Annotated in this window: 16 protein-coding genes; 8 read left to right on the forward strand and 8 right to left on the reverse strand. The window is 72.1% G+C overall.

Annotation, left to right across the window (positions count from 1 at the left end; translation table 11 throughout):
• Positions 1-18 precede the first annotated feature (18 nt).
• Positions 19-1,200, forward strand: a complete 1,182-nt coding sequence (locus tag AB0B68_RS07450) for an FAD-dependent oxidoreductase (RefSeq protein ID WP_357258320.1) — start codon at positions 19-21, stop codon at positions 1,198-1,200.
• Positions 1,197-2,114 (forward strand): RNA polymerase sigma-70 factor, encoded by a 918-nt coding sequence (locus AB0B68_RS07455; protein ID WP_357204923.1) that lies wholly within the window; start codon positions 1,197-1,199, stop codon positions 2,112-2,114. Before AB0B68_RS07450 ends, AB0B68_RS07455 begins: the two co-directional genes overlap by 4 nt.
• Before the next feature lie 16 nt (positions 2,115-2,130).
• Here the strand turns inward: AB0B68_RS07455 and AB0B68_RS07460 are convergent, their stop codons facing one another.
• Positions 2,131-3,036: a LysR family transcriptional regulator gene (locus tag AB0B68_RS07460; protein WP_357204920.1), complete on the reverse strand. Its 906-nt coding sequence runs from the start codon at positions 3,034-3,036 to the stop codon at positions 2,131-2,133.
• Between the two features lie 152 nt (positions 3,037-3,188).
• Between AB0B68_RS07460 and AB0B68_RS07465 the strand changes: the two genes are divergently transcribed.
• Complete coding sequence (locus AB0B68_RS07465) at positions 3,189-4,127, forward strand: SDR family NAD(P)-dependent oxidoreductase (RefSeq protein ID WP_357204917.1); 939 nt, start codon at positions 3,189-3,191, stop codon at positions 4,125-4,127.
• 56 nt (positions 4,128-4,183) lie between these two features.
• On the opposite strand, the gene AB0B68_RS07470 is transcribed toward AB0B68_RS07465, so the two are convergent.
• The gene (locus AB0B68_RS07470) at positions 4,184-4,744 is read right to left on the reverse strand and encodes an NAD(P)H-dependent oxidoreductase (RefSeq protein ID WP_112589991.1); all 561 of its coding nucleotides are present in this window, start codon (positions 4,742-4,744) and stop codon (positions 4,184-4,186) included.
• A 137-nt stretch (positions 4,745-4,881) separates the two neighbouring features.
• On the opposite strand from AB0B68_RS07470, the gene AB0B68_RS07475 reads away from it, so the two are divergent.
• Positions 4,882-5,355, forward strand: coding sequence for a MarR family winged helix-turn-helix transcriptional regulator (locus AB0B68_RS07475; protein WP_357204914.1), 474 nt, complete (start codon positions 4,882-4,884; stop codon positions 5,353-5,355).
• A gap of 103 nt (positions 5,356-5,458) precedes the next feature.
• On the opposite strand, the gene AB0B68_RS07480 is transcribed toward AB0B68_RS07475, so the two are convergent.
• From AB0B68_RS07480 to AB0B68_RS07500, 5 genes are all read right to left on the reverse strand, one after another.
• Complete coding sequence (locus AB0B68_RS07480) at positions 5,459-7,306, reverse strand: IucA/IucC family siderophore biosynthesis protein (protein ID WP_357258323.1); 1,848 nt, start codon at positions 7,304-7,306, stop codon at positions 5,459-5,461.
• A complete protein-coding gene (locus AB0B68_RS07485; RefSeq protein WP_357258327.1) occupies positions 7,303-7,896 on the reverse strand; it encodes a GNAT family N-acetyltransferase in 594 nt (197 codons plus the stop codon). Before AB0B68_RS07485 ends, AB0B68_RS07480 begins: the two co-directional genes overlap by 4 nt.
• On the reverse strand, positions 7,893-9,170 hold the full coding sequence (locus tag AB0B68_RS07490) for a lysine N(6)-hydroxylase/L-ornithine N(5)-oxygenase family protein (protein ID WP_357258629.1): 1,278 nt from the start codon (positions 9,168-9,170) through the stop codon (positions 7,893-7,895). The genes AB0B68_RS07485 and AB0B68_RS07490 overlap by 4 nt, the downstream gene beginning before the upstream one ends.
• A 35-nt stretch (positions 9,171-9,205) precedes the next feature.
• A complete protein-coding gene (locus AB0B68_RS07495; protein ID WP_357258330.1) occupies positions 9,206-10,744 on the reverse strand; it encodes an aspartate aminotransferase family protein in 1,539 nt (512 codons plus the stop codon).
• An 80-nt stretch (positions 10,745-10,824) separates the two neighbouring features.
• A complete protein-coding gene (locus AB0B68_RS07500) occupies positions 10,825-11,856 on the reverse strand; it encodes an ABC transporter substrate-binding protein (RefSeq protein WP_357204902.1) in 1,032 nt (343 codons plus the stop codon).
• A gap of 235 nt (positions 11,857-12,091) precedes the next feature.
• On the opposite strand from AB0B68_RS07500, the gene AB0B68_RS07505 reads away from it, so the two are divergent.
• The 4 genes from AB0B68_RS07505 to AB0B68_RS07520 are packed head-to-tail and all read left to right on the forward strand — an operon-like array spanning position 12,092 to position 16,966.
• Positions 12,092-13,042 (forward strand): iron chelate uptake ABC transporter family permease subunit, encoded by a 951-nt coding sequence (locus AB0B68_RS07505; protein ID WP_357204937.1) that lies wholly within the window; start codon positions 12,092-12,094, stop codon positions 13,040-13,042.
• Positions 13,039-14,067, forward strand: a complete 1,029-nt coding sequence (locus AB0B68_RS07510; protein WP_357204899.1) for an iron chelate uptake ABC transporter family permease subunit — start codon at positions 13,039-13,041, stop codon at positions 14,065-14,067. Before AB0B68_RS07505 ends, AB0B68_RS07510 begins: the two co-directional genes overlap by 4 nt.
• Positions 14,068-14,096: 29 nt before the next feature.
• Positions 14,097-14,921, forward strand: a complete 825-nt coding sequence (locus AB0B68_RS07515; RefSeq protein ID WP_357258333.1) for an ABC transporter ATP-binding protein — start codon at positions 14,097-14,099, stop codon at positions 14,919-14,921.
• Entirely contained in the window at positions 14,918-16,966 is a 2,049-nt protein-coding gene (locus AB0B68_RS07520; protein WP_357258336.1) for a penicillin acylase family protein, read from the forward strand. Before AB0B68_RS07515 ends, AB0B68_RS07520 begins: the two co-directional genes overlap by 4 nt.
• Before the next feature lie 61 nt (positions 16,967-17,027).
• On the opposite strand, the gene AB0B68_RS07525 is transcribed toward AB0B68_RS07520, so the two are convergent.
• Positions 17,028-20,741, reverse strand: coding sequence for a S8 family serine peptidase (locus tag AB0B68_RS07525; protein ID WP_357258339.1), 3,714 nt, complete (start codon positions 20,739-20,741; stop codon positions 17,028-17,030).
• Positions 20,742-20,996: the final 255 nt, after the last annotated feature.

Consider the following 20,996-nt stretch of genomic DNA (forward strand, 5'->3'; position numbering starts at 1 on the left):
GATCGGAGAGGCGGAACAATGAGCACAGGCACACACCGGGTGCTGATCCTCGGCGCGGGCTACGCGGGCATGGCCGCGGCGACCCAACTCGCCGGCCGGACCAGGCGGGCCGACGTGCGGGTCACAGTGGTCAACGCGCAGGAGCGGTTCAGCGAGCGCCTCCGGCTGCACATGACGGCGACCGGTCAGCGGCTCGCCGAGCTGAACATCCCGCACCTGCTGGCGGGCGCGGGTGCGCAGTTCGTGCGCGGCTGGGTGACGGCGGTGGACACCGACGCGAAGACCGTCCGCGTCGACGACAGCCGGGTGCTGCGCTACGACACCCTGGTCTACGCGTTGGGCAGCGTGACGGACACAGCGGCGGTCCCGGGCGTCGAGGAACACGCGTACACCCTGGACGGTCCGGGCGGCGCGAGGACGCTGGCGGATCGGCTGGGCCGGCTCGGCACCGGCACGGTCGTCGTGGTCGGCAGCGGACTGACCGGGGTCGAGGCCGCCGCGGAGATCGCGGAACGGCACCCGGAGGCCGGTGTCACGCTGGTGGGCCAGCAGGACCCGGGCGCGGGCATGAACCCGAAAGCCCGGGCGTACCTGCGGGCGGCGCTGACCCGTCTCGGCGTCGAGGTGATCACCGGAGCGGCGGTCACCAGGGTCCGGCCCGACGCTGTCGAACTGGCCGGCGCGGAGACCGTGGCCGCTGACGTCGTCCTCTGGACGGGGGGTACCCGGGTGGCGCCGCTGGCGGCCGCCGCCGGGTTGACAGTGGACGGGCGCGGTCGCGTCGTCACCGACCCCGTTCTGCGGTCGGTGTCGCACCCCGAGGTGTACGCGATCGGCGATGCGGCGGCGATCCGGCAGGGTTACGGGGTGTTGCACGGCACCTGCCAGAGCGGCATGCCGACCGGCGTGCACGCGGCGGTGTCGATCGCCCGCGCGCTGCGGGGCAGGCAACCCAGGCCGTTCCGGTTCGGTTATTACCACACGCCGGTGAGCCTGGGCCGGAACGACGCTGTCGTGCAGTTCACCCGCCCCGACGACAGCCCTCGCCGCGGGTGCCTGACCGGGCGGATGGCGGTCTGGTACAAGGAGACCGTGAGCGCTTCGCCCTGGCCGACCTACCGGCGCATGTCGCGACTGCCATCCTCCGGTGCGTTCTGGCCGCGCGGTGGCCGCTTCACCCGCCGACAGGACGCGCGGTGACACGCCCGCCGGACGCCGACGAGCAGGTGTTCCACAGTCATCGCAACCTGCTGTTCTCGGTGGCCTACCGCATTCTCGGCAGCGCGGCGGACGCCGAGGACGCGGTGCAGGACGCCTGGATCAGCTGGTCCTCGGCCGACCGCTCCCAGGTCGCCGACCCCAGGGCGTACCTCGCCCGCATCGTGTCGAACCTCGCGTTGCAGCGCCTGCGCTCGGCCCGACACCAGCGCGAGACCTATCCGGGGCCGTGGTTGCCCGAACCCGTTCTGACCGACGGGGACGCGGCCGACGCCGTCACCGACGCCGAGTCGGTGTCGATGGCGATGCTCGTGGTGCTGGAGACGCTCAGCCCGCTCGAACGCGCCGTGTTCGTCCTGCGGGAGGTCTTCGACTTCAGCCACGCGGAGATCGCGGCGGCGGTGGAACGCTCCGAGGCCGCGGTCCGCCAGACCGCCCACCGGGCTCGCGAGCACGTGCGGGGCCAGCGGCAACGTTTCACCGCGGACCGGTCGCAGCAGCGCGGGGTCACCGAGCGGTTCCTGGCCGCCTCGACCGGTGGCGACATCAACACCCTGCTGGAGCTGCTGTCTCCGGACGTCACCCTGTGGACCGACGGCGGTGGCAAGGTCCGCCAGGCCCTGCGTCCCATCAGGGGTGCGGACACGGTCGCCGCGTGGTTCGCGGCCATCGGCACCGTCACCTACCAGGGCGTCGCGCCGCACGACATGCGCGCCGCCCTGGTCGAGATCAACGGGGGGCCGGGTCTGGTGTTCAGCGGCGCGGGTCGGGTGGTCGCCACCATCTCCGTCGACGTCGACGCTGGCGGTCGCATCACCGCCATCCACAACGTCGCCAACCCCGACAAGCTCCGCGCCGTCGCCGACGGCACCACCCACCGCCTCGCGACGCGCTGAGCCGGCCGGCTCACCGTCAGCCGGTGGTGGTGAGGTCGGTCGTCGCCGCGAGCTCCGTGACCACGTCCAGGAAGCGGTGCAGCGCGGGTGCGGCGTTGCCCTCCAGCCACACCATTTCGGTGTACGCGTAGGCGTCGGCCAGCGGAACGAACGCCACGCCGGTGCGGCGAAGACTCGCCGCCGAGCAGGCGAGTCGTGTGACGCCGAGCCCGGCGGCGACCAGGCCAAGGAGGCTCTGCACGCCGGCCTCCTCCTGAACGACTGTCGGTACGAAGCCCGCTTCCCGGAACTGGTCCTCGTAGGCGCGGTGCCAGGGTTCCCAGGAGCTGCGCGGGGTCATGACCCACTGTTCGTTCGCCAGGTCGGCGAGGGTCAACTCGTCGCGCCCGGCGAGCGGGTGGCCCTCGGGCAGCACCGCGCAGACCGGTTCGGTCGTCAGTCTCCTGGACTCCAGGCCGGAAACGAGCGGGGTCCGGGTGAAGGCGACGTCGAACTGCCCGTCGAAGACGCCCTGCACCAGGGGCGCGATGCTGGTGGACTCGGTGGCCAGGTGCAGGTCGGGGAGGTGGTGGCGGACCGCCCGGACCACCGGGGGCAGCAGGTGGTTGGCGACGGTGGTCAGGAAGGCGAGCCGGAGGGTACCCACCTCACCCCGCAGGGCCCGCCCCACGACGGCGACGGCCTGCTCGGCGCGATCGGTCACGGCGCGCGCCTCGGGCACGAACAGGGCGCCGACGTCGGTGAGGGTGGTGCCACGGCTGTCGCGGTCGAACAGCTTCGCCCCGAGGGCGCGTTCCAGGGCGGTGATCTGTTGCGACAGCGACTGCTGGGCGATCATCAGGCGGGCGGCGGCCCGGGTGAAGCTCAGCTCCTCCGCGAGGACCAGGAAGTACCGCAGTTGTCGCAGCTCAGGCGTCGCCACAGGAACAGACTGTAGCCACGCCAGGAAGAGCGTGTTGGCCGTCCGCGCAGACCTCCGCGCACGATCGGTGCGAAGGGCAGCACCGGCACACCGTTCGCCGATACGGCGAGCCGGCACGGCCACGTGAGGACATTCACCGGAGGAAGACGATCATGTCGGGAACACGAGTCAGCACGCCGTTCAACGCCCATTCCACCGCCGCCGACGTCGTGGCAGGTGTCGACCTGACCGGGCGGCGCGCCCTCGTCACTGGCGCCTCGTCGGGCATCGGGGTGGAGACCGCCCGGGCGCTCGCCATGGCGGGCGCCGAGGTGACCCTGGCGGTACGGGACGTGGGGGCCGGAGAGCGGACCGCGCGGGAGATCGGCGCCGGGAGCGCGAACCGGCTGCTCCGGGTCGCGCCGCTGGACCTGTCCGACCAGCGGTCGGTCGCCGCGTTCGTGGCCGCCTGGGACGGGCCCCTGCACATCCTGGTCAACAACGCCGGGGTGTCGGCGACCCCGGAGATGCGCACGGCGGAGGGTTGGGAGTTGCAGTTGGCCACCAACCACCTCGGCCACTTCGCACTCGCCAACGGGCTGCACGGGGCACTCGCCGGGGCCGGTCGGGCGCGGGTGGTGTCGCTGAGTTCCATCGCCCACGTTCAGGCGCCGATGGTCTTCGAGGACGTCAACTTCCGGCAACGCCCCTATGACCGTCTCCTCGCCTACGGCGAGTCGAAGACCGCCACAGCGCTGTTCGCGGTCGAGGCGAACCGGCGCTGGGCCGGCGACGGCATCACCGTCAACGTGGCCAACCCGGGGGCGGTCGCCACCAACCTGGGACGGCACCTCACCGAGGAGGACTACGCACAGCTTCCGGCGTTCGACTTCAAGACCCCGCAGCAGGGGGCCGCGACCTCCGTGCTGCTCGCTGCGGGGCCGCAGCTGGAGGGCATCGGCGGCCGGTACTTCGAGGACTGCCAGCAGGCGGTGCGCCACGACCCGGCGAACCCGCTGAGCGGCGTCGCCGACCACGCGATCGACCCCGCGGCGGCGGCGCGACTGTGGCAGCTCTCGCTGGATCTGTTCGCCGGTGCGCAGCGTGCCTGAACGTCCGGAAACGGCCGTGGGATCCCCCACGGCCGTTTCCGAAAGGTGTGACGTGCTCAGCCCTTGCGCAGCGGAGCGAGCGCCGTGCTCCAGGCGACCACCTGGTCCAGCGTGGCGGTCAGCGAATCCTGGTGGAACTGGTTGGGCTTGAAGACGCTGAAGTTCTCGAAATCGGTGAAGAGCGACAACGCGACCTGCGAGCGCACGTCGGCCATCTGGAGCTCACCGGAGATCAGACGCAGGTGCTCCACGGCGCGCGTCCCGCCGACCGAGCCGTAGCTGACGAAGCCGACGGCCTTGTTGTTCCACTCGGCGTAGAGGAAGTCGATCGCGTTCTTCAGGGCACCCGAGGTCGAGTGGTTGTACTCGGGGGTGACGATGATGAACCCGTCGAACGACGCGATCGTCTCGGCCCACCGCTTGGTGTGCGGCTGGGTGTACTGGCCCATCGAGGGCGGGTACGCCTCGTCGAGGTGCGGCAGCTGGTAGTCCAGCAGGTCGATCAGCTCGTACTCCGCGTCGGAGCGCTGCTTGGCGATCTCGAGCACCCAGCGGGCGACGGCCTCGCCGTTACGCCCCGGGCGGGTGCTTCCGAGGATGATCCCGATCCTGGTCATGTGTGGCGCCTTTCAGAGGTTCTTGCCTGACGACGGAGAACGCTATCCCTGCTTGATTGGTCAAGCAAATACTTGGCGTATGGGCGTAGTCACACGGAGGGTGAGCACTTGCTGAGTCAAGCAAGTATGATAGGAGGATGTCCAACCCCTCCGCAGCAACTCCGCAACCCCTCACCCCTGACGAGGAATCCCTGGTCCGCGCCCTGGGTCAGGTGATGCACGTCCTACCCCGCGCAATCGACGCGGACATGGTCGGTGACCGTCAGCTGCCGCTCACCGAGTACACCGCGTTGATGAACCTCTCCGAGACGCCCGACCAGCGGATGCGCATGAACGAACTCGCCGCGCTCTGCTACCTCTCCCTCAGCGGCATGACCCGCACGATCATCCGGCTGGAGACGCAGGGCCTGGTCCGGCGGGAACGCTGCGAGGAGGACGCGCGCGGCTGGAACGCCGTCCTCACCGACGAGGGCTACGCCCGCCTGGAGGAAGCCTGGCCCAGTCACCTGGCCGCCGTACGCCGCCGGTTCCTCCAGCACTTCGAGGGCTTCGACCTCGCCCAGTTGGCCCGCGCGTTCCAGAAGGCCGGCACGGCAGAGCCGACCGACTGAGGCAACCACCGGCCCGGCCGACGTTGCCGCGTACCCAGGTACTCAGAACTCCCATCCGCCTATTGCACCCGTTGCCGTGCGCGCTGATCAAAGGCGATCGCGGTCACCGGGCCGGAGCGTGGGCGGCGAGCGGGTTGGTGAGGGTGCCGACGAACTGGAGCGCCGCCGACGGGTCGGCCAGGTCGATCATCTGCTGGTTGTTACGCAGTTGCAGCCGGTTGAGGCAGGACAGCGTGAACTCCGGGGCGAACAGGTCGTAGTGGCGGACCCGCTCGGCCAGGTGCGGCACCCGGTCGAAGTAGTCGGCGGCGCTGGCCGCGACAGTGCGCCAGAAGTCGTCCTCGGCGAGAACACCGGCCTCGACCAGGACCGCGTTGAGGTGCCGCAGGAAGCAGTCCACCACGTCGGTGAAGATGCTCAGCAGCTTGGTGTCGTCGGGCACCTCGACGCGGATCCGCTCCACCGCCGCCGGCAGCTCGACCCTGTCGCTCATCACCGCGATCTCCTCGGCGATGTCCTTGAAAATCACCCGCTGGACGGTGTCCTGCTCGTCGAGGACCAGGATGACGTTCTCGCCGTGCGGCATGAAAGCCAGGTCGTGGGCGTAGAAGCTGTGCAGCAGCGGGGTCAGGTAGGCGTCCAGGTAGCGGCGCAGCCACACCTCGGGCACCAGGCCGGACCGGGCGATCAGCGCCGCCGCCAGTGAGCCGCCCTCGTCGTCGACGTGCAGCAGCGCGGCCATCGTGGACAGTCGCTGCCCCGGCGCCAGCTCGGGCATCGGGCTCTCCCGCCACAGGGCGGCCAGCATCTTGCGGTACGGCGAGGTGCGCTCGGTCGCCGCCTCGTACTGCCGATGCCGGTAACCCACAGCGGCCCGCTCCCGGATGACGGTCAGGCCGGTGTCGGTCAGCACCTCGTCGGCGGCGATCAGGTCGGCCAGCCAGTCGTTGATCGCCGGAGTGGCCTCCATGTACGCGGCCGACAACCCCCGCATGAAGCCCATGTTCAGCACCGACAGCGCGGTTTTGACGTAGTGCCGCCCCGGCTCGCTGACGTTGAAGAAGGTACGGATGGACTGCTGGGCGAGGTACACGTCCGGCCCGGGGCCGAGGTGCACCAGCCGCCGCTCGGCCAGCTCACCGGCGAAGGTGACCGCCAGCTTGTTCCACCACTGCCACGGGTGCGCCGGGATCAGGTGATAGTCGGCGAGGTCCAGCCCGAGATCGGCCATCGTGGTCGCGAAACGGGCCCGGGTCTCGGCGTCCAACTCGCTCTCGATGAGCGTGTCGTAGTCGAGGTCGGCGGCGCTGCTGAACGTGGCGTGGTCCCGGTGTGCGGCCAGCCACTCCAGCCGCACCGGCGCGGCGGCCTCCGGGGCGTACCGGTGGTACTCGTCGACGCCGAAGCCGAGCCGGCCGTTGTTCGCCACGAAGCAGGGGTGGCCCTCGGTCATCGAGGTCTCGATGGTCTGGAAGTCCGCCTCGGCCAGCTCTGCGGCGGTCGGCGCGGGCTGGGCCAGCTTGTACGCCGTACCCGCCAGCGTCGAGGTGATCTCCTCCAGGTAGACCGGGAGCACCCGCGCGGAGAGCCCGAGGGTGTCGCGCAGTTCGACGATGAAGTCCACCGCGTCCGGGGTCAGGGAGGTGCCTTCGCGGTGTCGGGTGATGCTGTCCGCGTCGATCTGCCAGTGCTCCAGGGCGAGCACCCGCGCCGCGAACCGGTAGGTGACGGTGCCGTCGTCGCTGAGGATCTCGTACCACTGCCGGTCGTCGGGGCCGGCCACGGCCTGCGGGGTGAGCAGCCGCTCGTGGGTGAACTCGGCGAGCGCCTTGCGGACCAGCAGCCGGTTGGCCCGGGCCCAGCGCTGCGGGGTGAGGTGCCCGACCGGGTCGCCGGAGGTGTGGTGCGCGGCGGCGACGGGCGCGTGGGTGGGGACGGCGGTGGTGGTCACGCCGGGGCTCCTTCGGTTCGGTCGGCGGCGGCACGGTCGACGGCGGCCTGGAACTGGGCTCGGGTGCAGACGCTGAGCAGCGCGTCCTTCTCCGGCTTGGCGATCGGGCCGACGACAGTGAAGCCGACGGCGGCGTTCAGCGCGTGCACGGCGGTGTTGCGCACGTCCGGTTCGACCACCACCCGCCGGGTCGTCGGGTCGTCGAAGAGCCACGCCATGACGGTGCCGATCACCGCCCGGGTGAAGCCGTGCACTGGCGCGTCGACCGGCGCGCAGAGGAAGTGCATGCCCACGTCACCGGGCTGGTGGTCGTAGAGGCCGACCAGCTCGACGTGGGCCGGGTCGTAGCGCTCCGTGAGGAAGGCGGGACTCCCCCGCCACAGCCCGAGGTACGCGTCGTGGTGCCGGTGCTCGGCGATCCGCTGGTACTCCTCGGTGACCTGGGCCAGGTCGGCGTCCTGCATCATCCAGAACGCCGCCTTCGGGTGGGTCACCCAGGTGTGCAGGAGCGCCGCGTCGGCGTCCGGATCGAGCTGCCGCAGCGCGAACTCACCGAGACTGTCGTCGACCCGGGTGAAGACAGTGGTCACGACGACACCCCGAACTCCTGGAACGTGATGCTCTTCTCGATCGGGTAGTGCTCCCGGCCGAGCAGCTCGCGGATGATCCAGGAGTTGCGGTAGGCGCCCATGCCCAGGTCCGGTGAGGTGATGCTGTGCGTGTGGGTGCCCGCGTTCTGCAGGAAGATGCCCCGCCCGCCGTGGTCGATGCTGTAGTTGCGGGCCACGTCGAAGCGGCCCTGCGCGTCCCAGCGGATCCGGTCCCGCACCGGCGTGAGGAACTCCGGCACCCGGTAGTGGTAGCCGGTGGCCAGCACCAGACCCTCGGTACGCAGGGCGAAGTCGCGTTCCTGCTCCACCTGACGCAACCCCAGCGTGTACTGCCCGTCCTGGTGCTCGGCGCTGACCAGCTCGGTGTTGGTGAGCAGGCGGGTGTTCACCGGCCCGTCGACGCTGTGCGCGTAGAGCAGGTCGAAGATGTCGTTGATCAGGTCGGCGTTGATCCCCTTGAACAGGCCCTTCTGCTCGGACTCCAGCCGGTAGCGGGTCGCCTCGGGCAGCGCGTGGAAGTAGTCCACGTAGTCCGGTGAGGTCATCTCCAGCGTCAGCTTCGTGTATTCGAGCGGGAAGAACCGCGGTGAACGGGTCACCCAGTTGAGCTGGTAGCCGTACCGGTCGATGTCGCCGAGCAGGTCGTGATAGATCTCGGCGGCGCTCTGCCCGCTGCCCACCACCGTGATGCTGCGCTTCGTGCGCAACGCCGAGCGGTGCTCCAGGTAGTGGGAGTTGTGCACGGCATCGCCCGGCAGGTCGGCCACGGCCGGGGGCAGGTGCGGCGGGGTGCCGGTGCCGAGCACCAGGTGCCGGGCCCGGTACTCGACGGTCTCGCCCGTGCCCGTGCTGGCCCGCACCACGTACCGCTCGTCGGCGGGGTCGTACTCCACTGTTGTCACGCTCTGACCGAAGCGCAGGTTCGGCAGTTTCTCCGCCGCCCACCGGCAGTACGCGTCGTACTCGCTGCGCAGCGGGTAGAAGCTCTCCCGGATGTAGAACGGGTAGAGCCGGCCGATCTCCTTGAGGTAGTTGAGGAAGGAGTACGGCGACGTCGGGTCGGCGAGGCTGACCAGGTCGGCGATGAACGGGGTCTGCAACCGGGCCGACTCCAGCAGCATGCCGGGGTGCCAGGCGAGGCTCGGTCGGGCCTCCAGGAACACCCCGTCGAGCTCGTCGATCGGCGCGGTGAGGCAGGCCAGGCCCAGGTTGTACGGGCCCAAACCGATGGCGATGAAGTCGTGGGTGGACATCGGGGTCTCCAGGCGCGGGTTCGAGGTCACCGGCGTCAGCCGACGTGGCAGGTCAGGCTGGCGTCGACGTGGTCGTGCACGTACTGACCGGCGTGGGTGGCGATCAGGTCGAGCACGTACCCGACGTCGTCGACTGTGGTTTCCGGGTTGAGCAGTGTGAACTTCAGGAAGTGCCGGCCGTCCACCCGGGTCCCGGCGACCACGGCGAGACCGGACGCCGCGAGGGCCTCCCGGGCGTGCAGATTGGCGGCGTCGGCCAACTCGCGGCCGGGGCCGGTGGGCAGGTAGCGGAACACCACGGTGCTCAGCTCCGAGCGGGTCACCACCTCGAAGCGCGGGTCCTCGCTGACCAGTCGCCAGGCGTCGGCGGCCCGGTCGACGACCTCGTCGAAGAGCCCGCCGAGCGCGTCCGGGCCCATCACCCGCAGGGTGAGCCAGAGCTTCAGCGCGTCGAAACGGCGGGTGGTCTGCAAGCTCTTGTCGACCTGGTTGGGGATACGCTGCTCCACCATCCGGGCCGGGTTGAGGTAGTCGGCGTGGTAGGTGACGTGCCGCAGCGTCCGCCGGTCGCGGACCAGCAGCGCGCTGGAGCTGACCGGCTGGAAGAACGACTTGTGGAAGTCAACGGTCACCGAGTCGGCCCGCTCGATGCCGTCGAGCAGCTGCCGGCGCGTCGGTGAGACGAGCAGACCGCAGCCGTACGCGGCGTCCACGTGCAGCCACACGCCGGCTGCCGCGCAGATCCCGGCCAGGTCGGTGAGCGGGTCGATCGAGCCGAAGTCGGTGGTACCGGCGGTGCCGACGACGGCCATCACCACCAGCCCGGCCTGGCGGCACCGGGCGATCTCCTCGCGGACGGCGGCCGGCCGGATCCGTCGCCGGGCGTCGGTGGGCACCGCGATCACCGCGTCCGGGGCGAGGCCGAGCAGTTTTGCCGACTTCTGCACGCTGAAGTGACCGGCCGCGGAGGTGAGCACGCGCAGTCGGGGCAGCAGGTCGGCGCGCGCCGCGGGGCCGATGGCGTCGGCGCACGCCTCCTCCCGGGCCAGCAGCAGCGCCTGGAGGTTGGACTGGCTGCCGCCGCTGGTGAAGATGCCGTCGGCGCGGGGACCGAGGCCGATCCGCTCGGCCGTCCAGTCGATCAGCCGGCGCTCGATGAGGGTGGCCCCGGCGCTCTGGTCCCAGGTGTCCAGCGAGGAGTTCACGGCGGTGAGCACCGCCTCACCGAGCAGTGCCGGGATGGCCACCGGGCAGTTGAGGTGGGCCAGGTAGCGGGGGTGGTGGAACCAGACGGCGTCGCGCAGGTAGACGCTCTCCAGCTCGTCGAGGGCGGCGCCGGCGTCGCCCAGCGGCCGGTCCAGGTCCACCCGGTCGACCAGGGGGGCCAGCTCGGCCGGCGTGATTCCGGTGCCGGGACGGTCCACTGTGGCCACCCGCCGGGCGACCCGGTCGACGCCGTCGGCGATCGTCCGGCGGTACTGCTCGACCGAGCCACCGTGCAGCAGCTGGGCCCGCGCGGCGGTTGACGCCGGTGGCGGCGTGGTGGTCTCGACGGGGTACGTCGGCACGGTCACTGGTGGTCCTTCCACGTTCTGGACGAGGGCAGCCGGAACCCACCCCGGGCGCGGCGGTGCGCCCGGGGATGTGGTGTTCGTCAGCTGACCTTCTTCGCGTTCCGGATGGCGGTGGCGAGGTTCTCCAGCAGCGGTGCGGAGCCGGCGTACGAGAAGCGGGGCACCGCGTCCCACGGGCTCACCTGGTTGGCCTTGACCGCCGGCAGTTGCTGCCAGGTCGGCTTGGCCGTGAGGTCCTTGGCCTGCAGCGCGGTGCCGCGGTTGTCCAGCAGGATCAGGTCGGCCGGGAACTTGCCGGCGCTCTCCCAGCTCAGCGCCTCGAAGTAGTCGCCGGATTCGAGCTTGGTGGGGACCACGATGTCGACGCCCAACTCGGCGAAGTACATCAGGTCGGTGCTGACCTTCGGGTTGGAGACGTAGAAGAGGTCGGGGCTGCCGGAGCAGGCCATCACCTTGATCCCGGGGTTGGCCTTCACCGCCTGCCGGACCGCCTCGGCGGCGGCGTCGAAGCGGGCCTTTCCGTCGGTGACCTTCTTCGCGGACAGGTCCGCGCCGAGCGACTCGGCCAGCGCCGCGTACCGCTCGATGGGCTTGGTCATCGGCACCCGGGCGGTGGTGATCGCCACGCTGGGCGCCAGCGGGAGGATCTTGGCCTTGCTCTCGTCCGGCACGTACCAGAGCGCGTCCGGGTCGTACATGTGGGTGACCAGCAGTTCGGGGCGCAGCGCTGCGTACTTCTCCAGGCTGAACTCGCCCCACACGTTGCCGAGGATCTCGACGCCCTCGACGTCAAGGTCGCCGGCCTGCGGCTCGGCCGTGCCGTCGGCACGCTTGGTCTCACCGAAGACGCCCACGAGCTGCTTGTCGAGACCGAAATCGATCAGGGCCGCCGCCACCCCGGTGAAGGCCACCACACGGGCCGGACGGGCTGCGGCCTCTACCTTCGTGCCACGGTCGTCGGTGAACGACCAGGGGCCACTTCCGTTGCCGGCGGCGGGTTTCGCGGCGTCGTTAGTGCCACAGGCGGCGAGCAGGGTGGCCAGCGTGGCGGCGCCACCGGCGGCCAGCAGGCCACGGCGGGAGAGGCGGCGGGCGGACAGGGCATCGGGCATGGTGTTGTCTTTCGATCAAGGGTTGGCCGGGGTCGACCAGGGCAGCGGGGTTAGGTTAGCCTAACCTCGGTCATTGTCAACAGCGGTACGCCGTGTCGCCACCACCCCGGAGCCCACACTGGACGCCACACCCACCGTCACCCGACCGGCACCGCCCGTGCCAGCCAGGGCGACGGCCGCACCCCCGAGCCGGCGTGGCCGTCGGGCAGCCCGCGCCGCCGGCCTGGTCACCGCCGTGGCACTGCTCGCGGTGATCGTGGTGCTCAGCATCGCGGTCGGAGCGAAGGCCATGCCGCTCGCCGACGTCTGGTCCGGGTTGCTGCACCGCGACGCCACCGAGTACGCGGTGGTGCACCGGATGCGCCTGCCCCGCACCCTGCTCGGGCTGCTCGCCGGCACCGCCCTCGGTGTGGCGGGCGCTGTCATGCAGGCCCTTACCCGCAACCCACTCGCCGACCCCGGACTGCTCGGCATCAACGCCGGCGCGTCCGCGGCCGTCGCCACCGCCGCCGCGTTCCTGGGCGTCACCGCCGTCGGCGGGTACGTCTGGTTCGCGCTGCTCGGCGCGGCAGCGGTGACCGCGCTCGTCTACACCGTCGGCGGCGGACGCGACGCGACCCCGGCCCGACTCGCGCTGGCCGGGGCGGCACTCAACGCCACCCTCTACTCCTACGTGAGCGCGGTGATGCTGCTGGACACCGCGTCGCTGGAGCGGCTGCGTTTCTGGACTGTCGGCTCACTGGCCAGCGCGGACTCCGCGACAGTGACCCGGGTGCTGCCGTTCATCATCGTTGGGCTGCTGGTCGCGCTCGGTGCCGCCCGTCCGCTGAACGCGCTGGCGCTCGGCGACGACGCGGCGCGAGCCCTCGGCGCTCGACCCGCGCTGATCCGCGCCGCCGTGATCGTCGCCGTCACCCTGCTCTGCGGCGCGGCGACCGCCGCGTGCGGACCGATCGTCTTCGTCGGGCTTCTCGTGCCACACCTGGTCCGCGCCCTGACCGGCCCGGACCTGCGCTGGCTGCTGCCGTACTGCGCGGTGCTCGCACCCGCGTTGCTGCTCGGCGCCGACGTGCTCGGCCGGGTGCTGGGCCGCCCCGGAGAACTCCAGGTCGGCATGGTGACCGCCGTACTGGGCGGCCCGCTCTTCCTGTGGCTGGTCACCCGCCGAAGGGTGGCCCAACCGTGACTGTCGTACGTACGTCATGGGGGTTGTCGCTGCGGTTTCGGCCCCGCGCGTTGGGTGTCGGGGCCGGCGCGGCGGTGCTCGCGGCCGGGTTCGGTGTGGTGGCCCTGGGCAGTGGTGACTACCCGATGGGTCCGGCGGACGTGCTGCGCACGCTGACCGGCGGTGGCACTGCGGCGGAGCAGTTCATCGTGCTTGAGCTGCGCCTGCCCCGGCTGGTCACCGCCCTGTTGGTCGGTGCGGCGTTGGCTCTCGCCGGCACGGTGTTCCAGTCGCTGGTCCGCAACCCGTTGGGCAGCCCGGACATCCTGGGCTTCACCCAGGGCGCGTCGACCGGGGCGCTGGTGGTGGTCGTCCTCGGTGGCAGCAGCCTGGCGTTGGCCGGCGCGGCGGTCGTCGGTGGTCTCGGCACCGGCCTGGTGATCTACGCGCTCGCCTGGCGGCGCGGGGTGCACGGCTACCGACTCATCCTGGTGGGCATCGGGGTGTCCGCGATCCTGACCGGCGTCAACGGCTACCTGCTGACCCGGGCGCCCCTGATGGAAGCCGCCCGCGCGGTCCTCTGGCTCACCGGCAGCCTGGACGGGCGAGGCTGGGCCAACGCCGGGCCGCTGCTCGCCGTCCTGGTCGTGTTGGCGCCGCTGGTGCTCGTCGGCTGCGCCCCGGCGCTGCGGATGATGGAGTTGGGCGACGACGCCGCCAGCGCCCTGGGCGTGCCGGTACGCCGGCTGCGCCTGGTGCTGCTCGCCGCCGCCGTGCTGCTGGTCTCGTTCGCGGCGGCCGCCGCCGGGCCGGTGTCCTTCGTGGCGCTCGTCGCCCCGCACGTGGCGAAACGACTGACCCGGGCCCCGGGTCCGAACCTGCTGCCGTCGATGGCCGTCGGCGCGGCGCTCCTGGTCGGGGCCGACCTGGTGGCGCAACGCGCGTTCGCCGGGCACCAACTCCCGGTCGGCGTGGTGACCGGCGTGATCGGCGGCGGTTACCTGGTCTGGCTGCTGGCGATGGAACGTCGGGCGGGCCGGCTGTGAACACCAGTGACGCCCTTGAAGGAGCACCCATGCGACCCGGCGATTCCCGACTCGGCGGCACCGCGCTGACCCTCGCCTACGACCAGCGCACCATTGCCGAGAACCTGACCGTGGCGGTGCCCGACAGGTCCTTCACCGTCATCATCGGCCCGAACGCGTGCGGCAAGTCCACGCTGCTGCGGGCCCTGTCCCGGATGCTGCGCCCCAGCGCCGGAGCGGTGCTGCTGGACGGACGGGACATTCACGACCTGCCGGCCCGCAAGGTTGCCCGTACGCTCGGCCTGCTGCCGCAGTCGTCGATCGCACCGGACGGCATCAGCGTCGCCGAACTGGTCGCCCGGGGTCGCTACCCCCATCAGGGGCTGCTGCGGCAGTGGTCTCACGAGGACGAGCGGATGGTCGAGGAGTCGATGGCCGCGACCGGGGTCGACGACCTCGCCGACCGGGCCGTGGACGAGTTGTCCGGCGGGCAGCGGCAGAGGGTCTGGATCGCCATGGCGCTGGCCCAGCAGACACCCCTGCTGCTGCTCGACGAACCGACCACGTACCTCGACATCGCCCACCAGATCGAGATCCTGGACCTCTGCGCCCGCTTGCACGAGGAGCAGGGCCGCACCCTTGTCGCGGTGCTGCACGACCTGAACCACGCGGCCCGCTACGCCACCCACCTGATCGCCATGCGCGACGGACGCGTGGTGGCCGCCGGGGAGCCGGCGTCGGTGGTCACCGCCGCGCTGGTCGAGGAGGTGTTCGGGCTCCCCTGCCGGGTGATCGACGACCCGGAGACCGGCACCCCGCTGGTCGTCCCAGCGGCCCGACGCCGCGCCACCACGCTGGCCCCGGAGCCGGCATGAGGACGGGACGCTTCCGGGACCCCTGGGGAGTGCCGCACCTGCGGGCCGCCGACCCGCTCGCGCTGGCGGTGGCGCAGGGCCGGGTGACAGCGTACGACCGGGCCTGGCAGATCGAGGTGGAGCGGCACCGCGCCCGGGGCACCAGCGCGGCGTTCCTCGGGCCCGACGCGCTCGGCTGGGACCGGTTCGTCCGGCAGGTCCGGCTCGACGACACCGCACGCCGATGCCACGCCTCGCTGGACCCGGCGACCGCCGAGTGGGTGGGCGCATACGTGGACGGCGTCAACGCCGCTCTCGCCGCCGGGGCGGCCCGGTCACCGGAGTTCGCCGCCACCGGGCTGAGCCCGGGTCGGTGGGAGCCGTGGACGCCGCTCGCGGTCTGGCTGGGCCACCACATCCTGTTCGCCGGGTTCCCCGGCAAGCTCTGGCGTGAGCACGTGGCGCAGCGGCTCGGGCCGGACGCGGTCGACAGCTTCGCCACCGACGGGCCGGCCGTGGCCGGCAGCAACGGGTGGCTGCTCGCCGCCGAGCGCACCGGCACCGGGGCCGCGCTGCTCGCCGGCGATCCGCACCGGTTCATCGAGGATCCCGGCGTCTACCAGCAGATCCGGCTGGCCTGCCCGGAGTACGACGTGGTCGGGTTGGCGGTGCCGGGCGTGCCGGGCATCGCGCACTTCGGGCACACCGGCGGCGTGGCCTGGGCGATCACCAACGCGATGGCCGACTACCAGGACGTGTACGCGGAGCGGCTGCGCCGCGACGGCCCCCGGGTCCAGGCGCTCGGCCCGGACGGCTGGCGCACGGCGCACCGCCACGTCGAGATGATCGAGGTGGCCGGGGCCGACCCGGTCGAGGTCGAGGTGGTGGAGACCGATCGTGGTCCGGTGATCGCCGGTGGGCCGGACGACGAGAGTGCCGTCAGCCTGCGCTACCCGCCCCGGGTCCGGGGTGACCTCGGATTCGCGACGCTGCCGGAGCTGCTGCGCGCCCGCACCGTGGCCGACGTCGACCACGCGCTGCGGCACTGGGTGGAGCCGGTCAACGTGGTGCAGGCCGCGGACACCGCCGGAGGGCTGTTGCACCGGGTCGCCGGGGCGGTACCGGTACGGCACCCGGAAAACGGCCGGCGGGTGGTCCCCGGATGGGACGCCGCGTACGCCTGGCAGGGCTGGCACGCGCCGATGCCCCGTGCCGAGGTGCACGGTCGGGCGGTGATGGCCAACGAGCGCGGGCTGGCGGCGCCGCTCGGGGTCGAGTTCGCCCCACCGCACCGGGCGCGTCGCATCGCCGAGCTGCTCGACGCCCGTCCGGCCTGGACTGCCGACGAGATGGCAGCGGTGCACACCGACACGTACCTTGGCGCGGCCGGGCCGTTGCTGGCGGTCCTCGCGGAGTCGACGGGGCTCGGTCCGGCCGCCGCCGCGCTGCGGGAACGACTGCTGCGCTGGGATCGCCGGATGGCCGCCGACAGCACCGATGCGGCCGCCTACGCCATCCTGCGGGCGGCTGTCGTACGCCGGATCGCCGCCCACCCGGCGCTGGCCGCGTTGGCCGAGCTGCCCGCGTACCCCGAGGTGTTCGCGCCCTGGTTGGCGCTGACGCCGCGGGTCGGTCACGCGCTGGAGCACCTGCTCGGCGCGAGCCCGTTGCCCGGTGTGGACATCGCCGCGCTCGTGGGCGCGGCGGCCGAGGAGGTAGCCGACGCGGCGGCCGAGCCGGTGCTCTGGGGGGACCTGCACCGGCTGGCGGCGTGGCGGGCCCTGCCCGGCCCGGACACCGGGCCCGGCCCCCGGCTCGACGGGGACCACGACTGCGTGTTGGCCACCTCCAGCGTGCCCGGGGTCACCCACTGGTGCTTCCGGGGGCCGGCGGCGCGCTTCGTCTGGGACCTGGCCCGCCGATCGGACAGCCGCTGGGTGGTCCCCCTGGGCGCCTGCGGGGTGCCCGGCGACCCGCACCACGACGACCAGAGCGCCGCCTGGCTGGCCGGCGACCTGCTGCCGGTCAGCACGGACTGGGACCAGCTCGTCGAGGAACTCCACTGACGGCACCGGCCGCCGCTCGGGGTGATTCACGCACCCCGACCGGCGGCCGGTCACCACGCTGTCAGCGCAGGCCGAACGCCCGGCTGATGCTCTGGCTCACGGTGTTGCCGGCGCTGTCACGCGCCGTGGTGCGCAGGCTCACGAAGCCGGCCTTCGCCGGTGCGGCCAGCGAGGTTCGCCAGCCGTCGCCGTGCCGGGTCAGCCGCTGCTTCTGCCAGGTCGCCCCGTCGTCGTAGGACACCTCGACGGTCACCGCGCCGATCCTGTCGGTGACGCCGGGCAGGTGGGAGGCGACAACGGTCAGCGGCGCACGTCGCGACGCCCTGCCGGCGGAGTCGATGGCCACCTGGTAGTCCAGCTGGATCATCGGCAGCACCTCGGCCGACTCCTCCCCGGTGACCGCCGAGTGGAAGCCCCACTCGGTGCGGGTCTGCCGGGAGTACGGGTTGGTCCACCCGGCCCTGTCGTTCTCCACCACGAGCCGGTACGGCAGTCGCTGCTGGGCCAGCCCGGGGACCTGGAGGTACTCGGCGTTCCCCCAGTCCAGCTCCTTGTCACCCTGGTAGAGGGTGGTCCGGTTGACCATCTTGTAGTTCGCGTACGCCTCACCGATGTGGCCGCCCCCGTCGCCCCACCCGGGCGCGGGCAGGTAAACGGTGTCCAGGTAGCGGACCGGCACGTAGCTGCCGCCCATCCGGGGTCGCTGGATCGGCCCGAACCAGGTGACCGCGCTCGGCTTGTCGGCCGGGTACGTGGCCGTCGCCATCGGGTGCTGACCGGTCTCGCCGGCGATGAACGCGTCGTCGACCCACCGCTGGTCGGCGCTCACCCAGTCGGTGCGGCGGCCCTGCGCCGGTGCCGGCTCCTGGTTGCTCGACGCCCAGCCGCGCCAGATGTCGGTGCGGAACTCCAGCGCCTTGCCCTGCCGGTAGTTGCGGAACTCCACGTCGACCCGGGCCAACTGCCGCTTCGTGGGCCGGTAGGTGAGGTCGGCCGGCACGTTACCGGTCCAGTGGTGCGCCACGTCGTACAGGTAGGTGGTCTCCGGGTGCGACTCGACGGTGAGCCGCACCGCGCCCCGCTCCAGCGCGGCGATGAGCTGCCCACCCTCGTCGGCGCCGAGGGTCGCCACGGTCACCGGGGCGGGGCTCTCCGGGCTCCACGGCGCCTCGTCCCACGGCTGGAGCCGACCGATGCCGTCGTTCACCACGAGCAGCAGCTTCGCCCCGGCCGCAGCGGCGGCCTGCGCCTGGGTGGCGATGTCCACACTGTCACTGCGGCGCACCACCACGGCCCGGTCCCGGACCGGCCGCTTGGCCAGGCCCGTCGCCGACGCGTCGGCGACGTACACCGCGTCCAGCTGACGCCGGCCGGCCGGCAGCGCCGGGGTCGCCCGCTTCACCAGCAGATCGTCGTACGAGCGACCGCCGGCCGAAACGGTCAGGGCCGGCTGCTCCAGCCGCCACCGGGCACCGAACTCGAACTCGCCGTCGGTCACCGGACGGCTCGTCGGCAACGCCCACATGCTGTCGTACGAGTCGTCGGGCAGCACCTGGCTCTCGGTGAGACCGTTCTTCGTGGAGCGGTGGATGTCCATCCGCAGCGCGCTGGCGGCGGCCTCCTGCGGCACCCGGGCCTGCACCTGTCGGGCGGCCCGCGCGTCCAGGGTGACGGTGCGGTCACGGTCCAGGTTCACGTCGGTGAAGCTGAGCATCGCCATGCCCTTGGAGTGCGGCCCGTGCACACCCCGCACGTCCGCGGAGATCCAACCGTTCCACGAGCCCACCGGCAGCCGCAGCGTGGCGGTGCCGCTCTCGGGCAGGTCCACGGCGGTGAAGAGAGTGTCGGCGGTGAGGATGACCTTGCCGACGAGCGGCTTGCCGTCGCGGTCCTTGGCAACCAGCGTCAGGTTCTGCCGCTGACCCTCCTTGCCGGCGCCGATCAGGGTGCGCCCACGCACCGCACCGGTCCCGTCGGTGGCGACGATCATGCCGCTGACCTGCTTCTCCACCGGCAGCTTGTCGTACGCGGCGGTCACCGTCACGGTGGCGGTGCCGCCCGCGGGCACTGTCACCCGGTCGGCGGAGAGCGCGAACAGTCCGGCCGGCGCGGTGGCCGCGTCGAGGGCCAGCCTCAGGTCGACCGACGCGCCGCCGAGGTTGGTGTAGGTGACCGTACGGTCGACGGTCGCGCCCGCCTGCTGCGGCCACGCCTGGAAACCGGAGTAGGCGCTCGGGGTGGCGAAGACGGTGGCGTGCGCGGCGGCGACCGCGTCGACCCGGCCGGCACCCGCCTGGTACGGGGTGTACCCGGGGGTGGCCTTGACCGTGCTGACCAGCGCTTCCTTGATCCGCTGACCGGTCCAGTCCGGGTGCGCGGCGGCGACCAGCGCGGCCGTGCCGGCCACGTGCGGGGTGGCCATCGACGTGCCGCTCATCAGCGTGTAGTCGCCGGAGCCGCCCCGCACGAGGTGCGAGCGGGCCGCCAGGATGTCCACGCCGGGGGCGGTGATCTCGGGCTTGAGCCCGCCGTCGCCGGCGCGTGGCCCCTGGCTGGAGAAGTCGGCGAGGTGATCGGTGTTGTCGACGGCGCCCACTGTGAGCGCGAAGTTGGCGGCACCCGGGCTGCCGATGCTGGCCGGGCCGCTGTTGCCGGCGGCGATCACGAAGAGGGCGCCGGTCTCGGCACTGAGTCGGTCGACCGCCTGGCTCATCGGGTCGCTGCCGTCGGTGGCCTCACCGCCCAGGCTCATGCTGACCACCCGGGCCTTCTGCTCACGGGCCGCCCACTCCATGCCGGCGATGATCCACGAGTCCTGTCCGCTGCCCTCGCTGTTGAGCACCTTGCCGATGTGCAGCCGGGCACCCGGGGCGACGCCCCGCTCCGCGCCACCGGACGCGGCGCCGGTGCCGGCGATCGTCGAGGCGACATGCGTGCCGTGGCCCTTGTAGTCGAGGATGTCGGGCTCTTCGGGGACGAAGCTGCTGGACTCGGCGATCTGCCCGACGAGGTCCGGGTGTTCGGCGTCCGCACCCGAGTCGAGCACCGCGACGTCGACACCGGTCGCGGTGTTGCCCTCGGCCCACAGCTCAGGCGCGCCGATCTGAGCGGTGGATTCGGCCAGGTCCGCGTGCACCCGACCGTCCAACCAGACCTTGGCGATGCCGTTCGCCAGGGTCGGGGCGTCACCCGTACGCCGGGCCGAACCGGCGGTCAGCGCGGTCCAGAACCGGTCGGCGGTGGCGCGCTGGCGGGTCAGCGCCGCGCCCTGCACGCTGTCCAACTGGCGGACCAGCGTGGCGCCGTCGACTAAGGGGCGGGTGCGGTTGCGGGCCGCCGCGTCGGTCATCGTCACGATCAACGGAAGCGCGTCGGTGCGCGCGTCGTCGTAACCGTCGGCGATGAGGTCGGTGACGTTGAACAGTTGCCGGTCCAGCACGCCGCTCGTCACATAGGACAGCGCGGCGTCCGGGTAGACGTAGGTGTCGCCGTCGCGCACGGTGCGGTGGAAGCTCGGGGTGCTGCCGTCCGGCCGACGCACCGTCGACACCGTGCTGCCGTCCGCCGCGGTGGTGACGGTGACCGTGTCACCGGTGATCAGGGTGACGGTGGACGCGCGTCCGGCGGCGGCCGGGGGTATGCCCGCCGGGCGGTCGGGGTTGTTCGGCGGGGCGGCGGACGCTCCCGCGCCGGGTGGGGTGAACCCGGCCGCCAGGGTGAGGGCGGCGCCGAGGGCGATCAGCCCGGATCGGCGGCGCCGGTGAGACAGAGCCACGATGACCTCTTTGTGTCGAGAAGTGGTACGCACCACAGCATCGACGCAGATCCCACCCCAACCACGCCCCACCCCCCGACGCACCTACGCCATGGCACAACCCCGCCACCCCTGGCGCCGCCCTCCCCGCCCCGCACGCGCCCCGACCCACCCTCCCGGCGTCGATCTTGCACTTTCTGTCGCGACCAAAGTCGCGAATCGGGACGCATCGACAACCGCAAGTGCAAGATCGACGCCGGGAGGGAGGGTGCGCGG

The organism is Micromonospora sp. NPDC049049, assembly GCF_040649115.1.
Lineage (GTDB): Bacteria > Actinomycetota > Actinomycetes > Mycobacteriales > Micromonosporaceae > Micromonospora.

What these genes read in the sequence shown, in the direction of transcription:
- AB0B68_RS07450 (WP_357258320.1), top strand. Translation starts at nt 19, where the DNA reads ATGAGCACAGGCACACACCGGGTGCTGATCCTCGGCGCGGGCTACGCG.
- AB0B68_RS07465 (WP_357204917.1), top strand. Translation starts at nt 3,189, where the DNA reads ATGTCGGGAACACGAGTCAGCACGCCGTTCAACGCCCATTCCACCGCC.
- AB0B68_RS07470 (WP_112589991.1), bottom strand. Translation starts at nt 4,744, where the DNA reads ATGACCAGGATCGGGATCATCCTCGGAAGCACCCGCCCGGGGCGTAAC.
- AB0B68_RS07475 (WP_357204914.1), top strand. Translation starts at nt 4,882, where the DNA reads ATGTCCAACCCCTCCGCAGCAACTCCGCAACCCCTCACCCCTGACGAG.
- AB0B68_RS07490 (WP_357258629.1), bottom strand. Translation starts at nt 9,170, where the DNA reads ATGTCCACCCACGACTTCATCGCCATCGGTTTGGGCCCGTACAACCTG.
- AB0B68_RS07500 (WP_357204902.1), bottom strand. Translation starts at nt 11,856, where the DNA reads ATGCCCGATGCCCTGTCCGCCCGCCGCCTCTCCCGCCGTGGCCTGCTG.
- AB0B68_RS07515 (WP_357258333.1), top strand. Translation starts at nt 14,097, where the DNA reads ATGCGACCCGGCGATTCCCGACTCGGCGGCACCGCGCTGACCCTCGCC.
- AB0B68_RS07520 (WP_357258336.1), top strand. Translation starts at nt 14,918, where the DNA reads ATGAGGACGGGACGCTTCCGGGACCCCTGGGGAGTGCCGCACCTGCGG.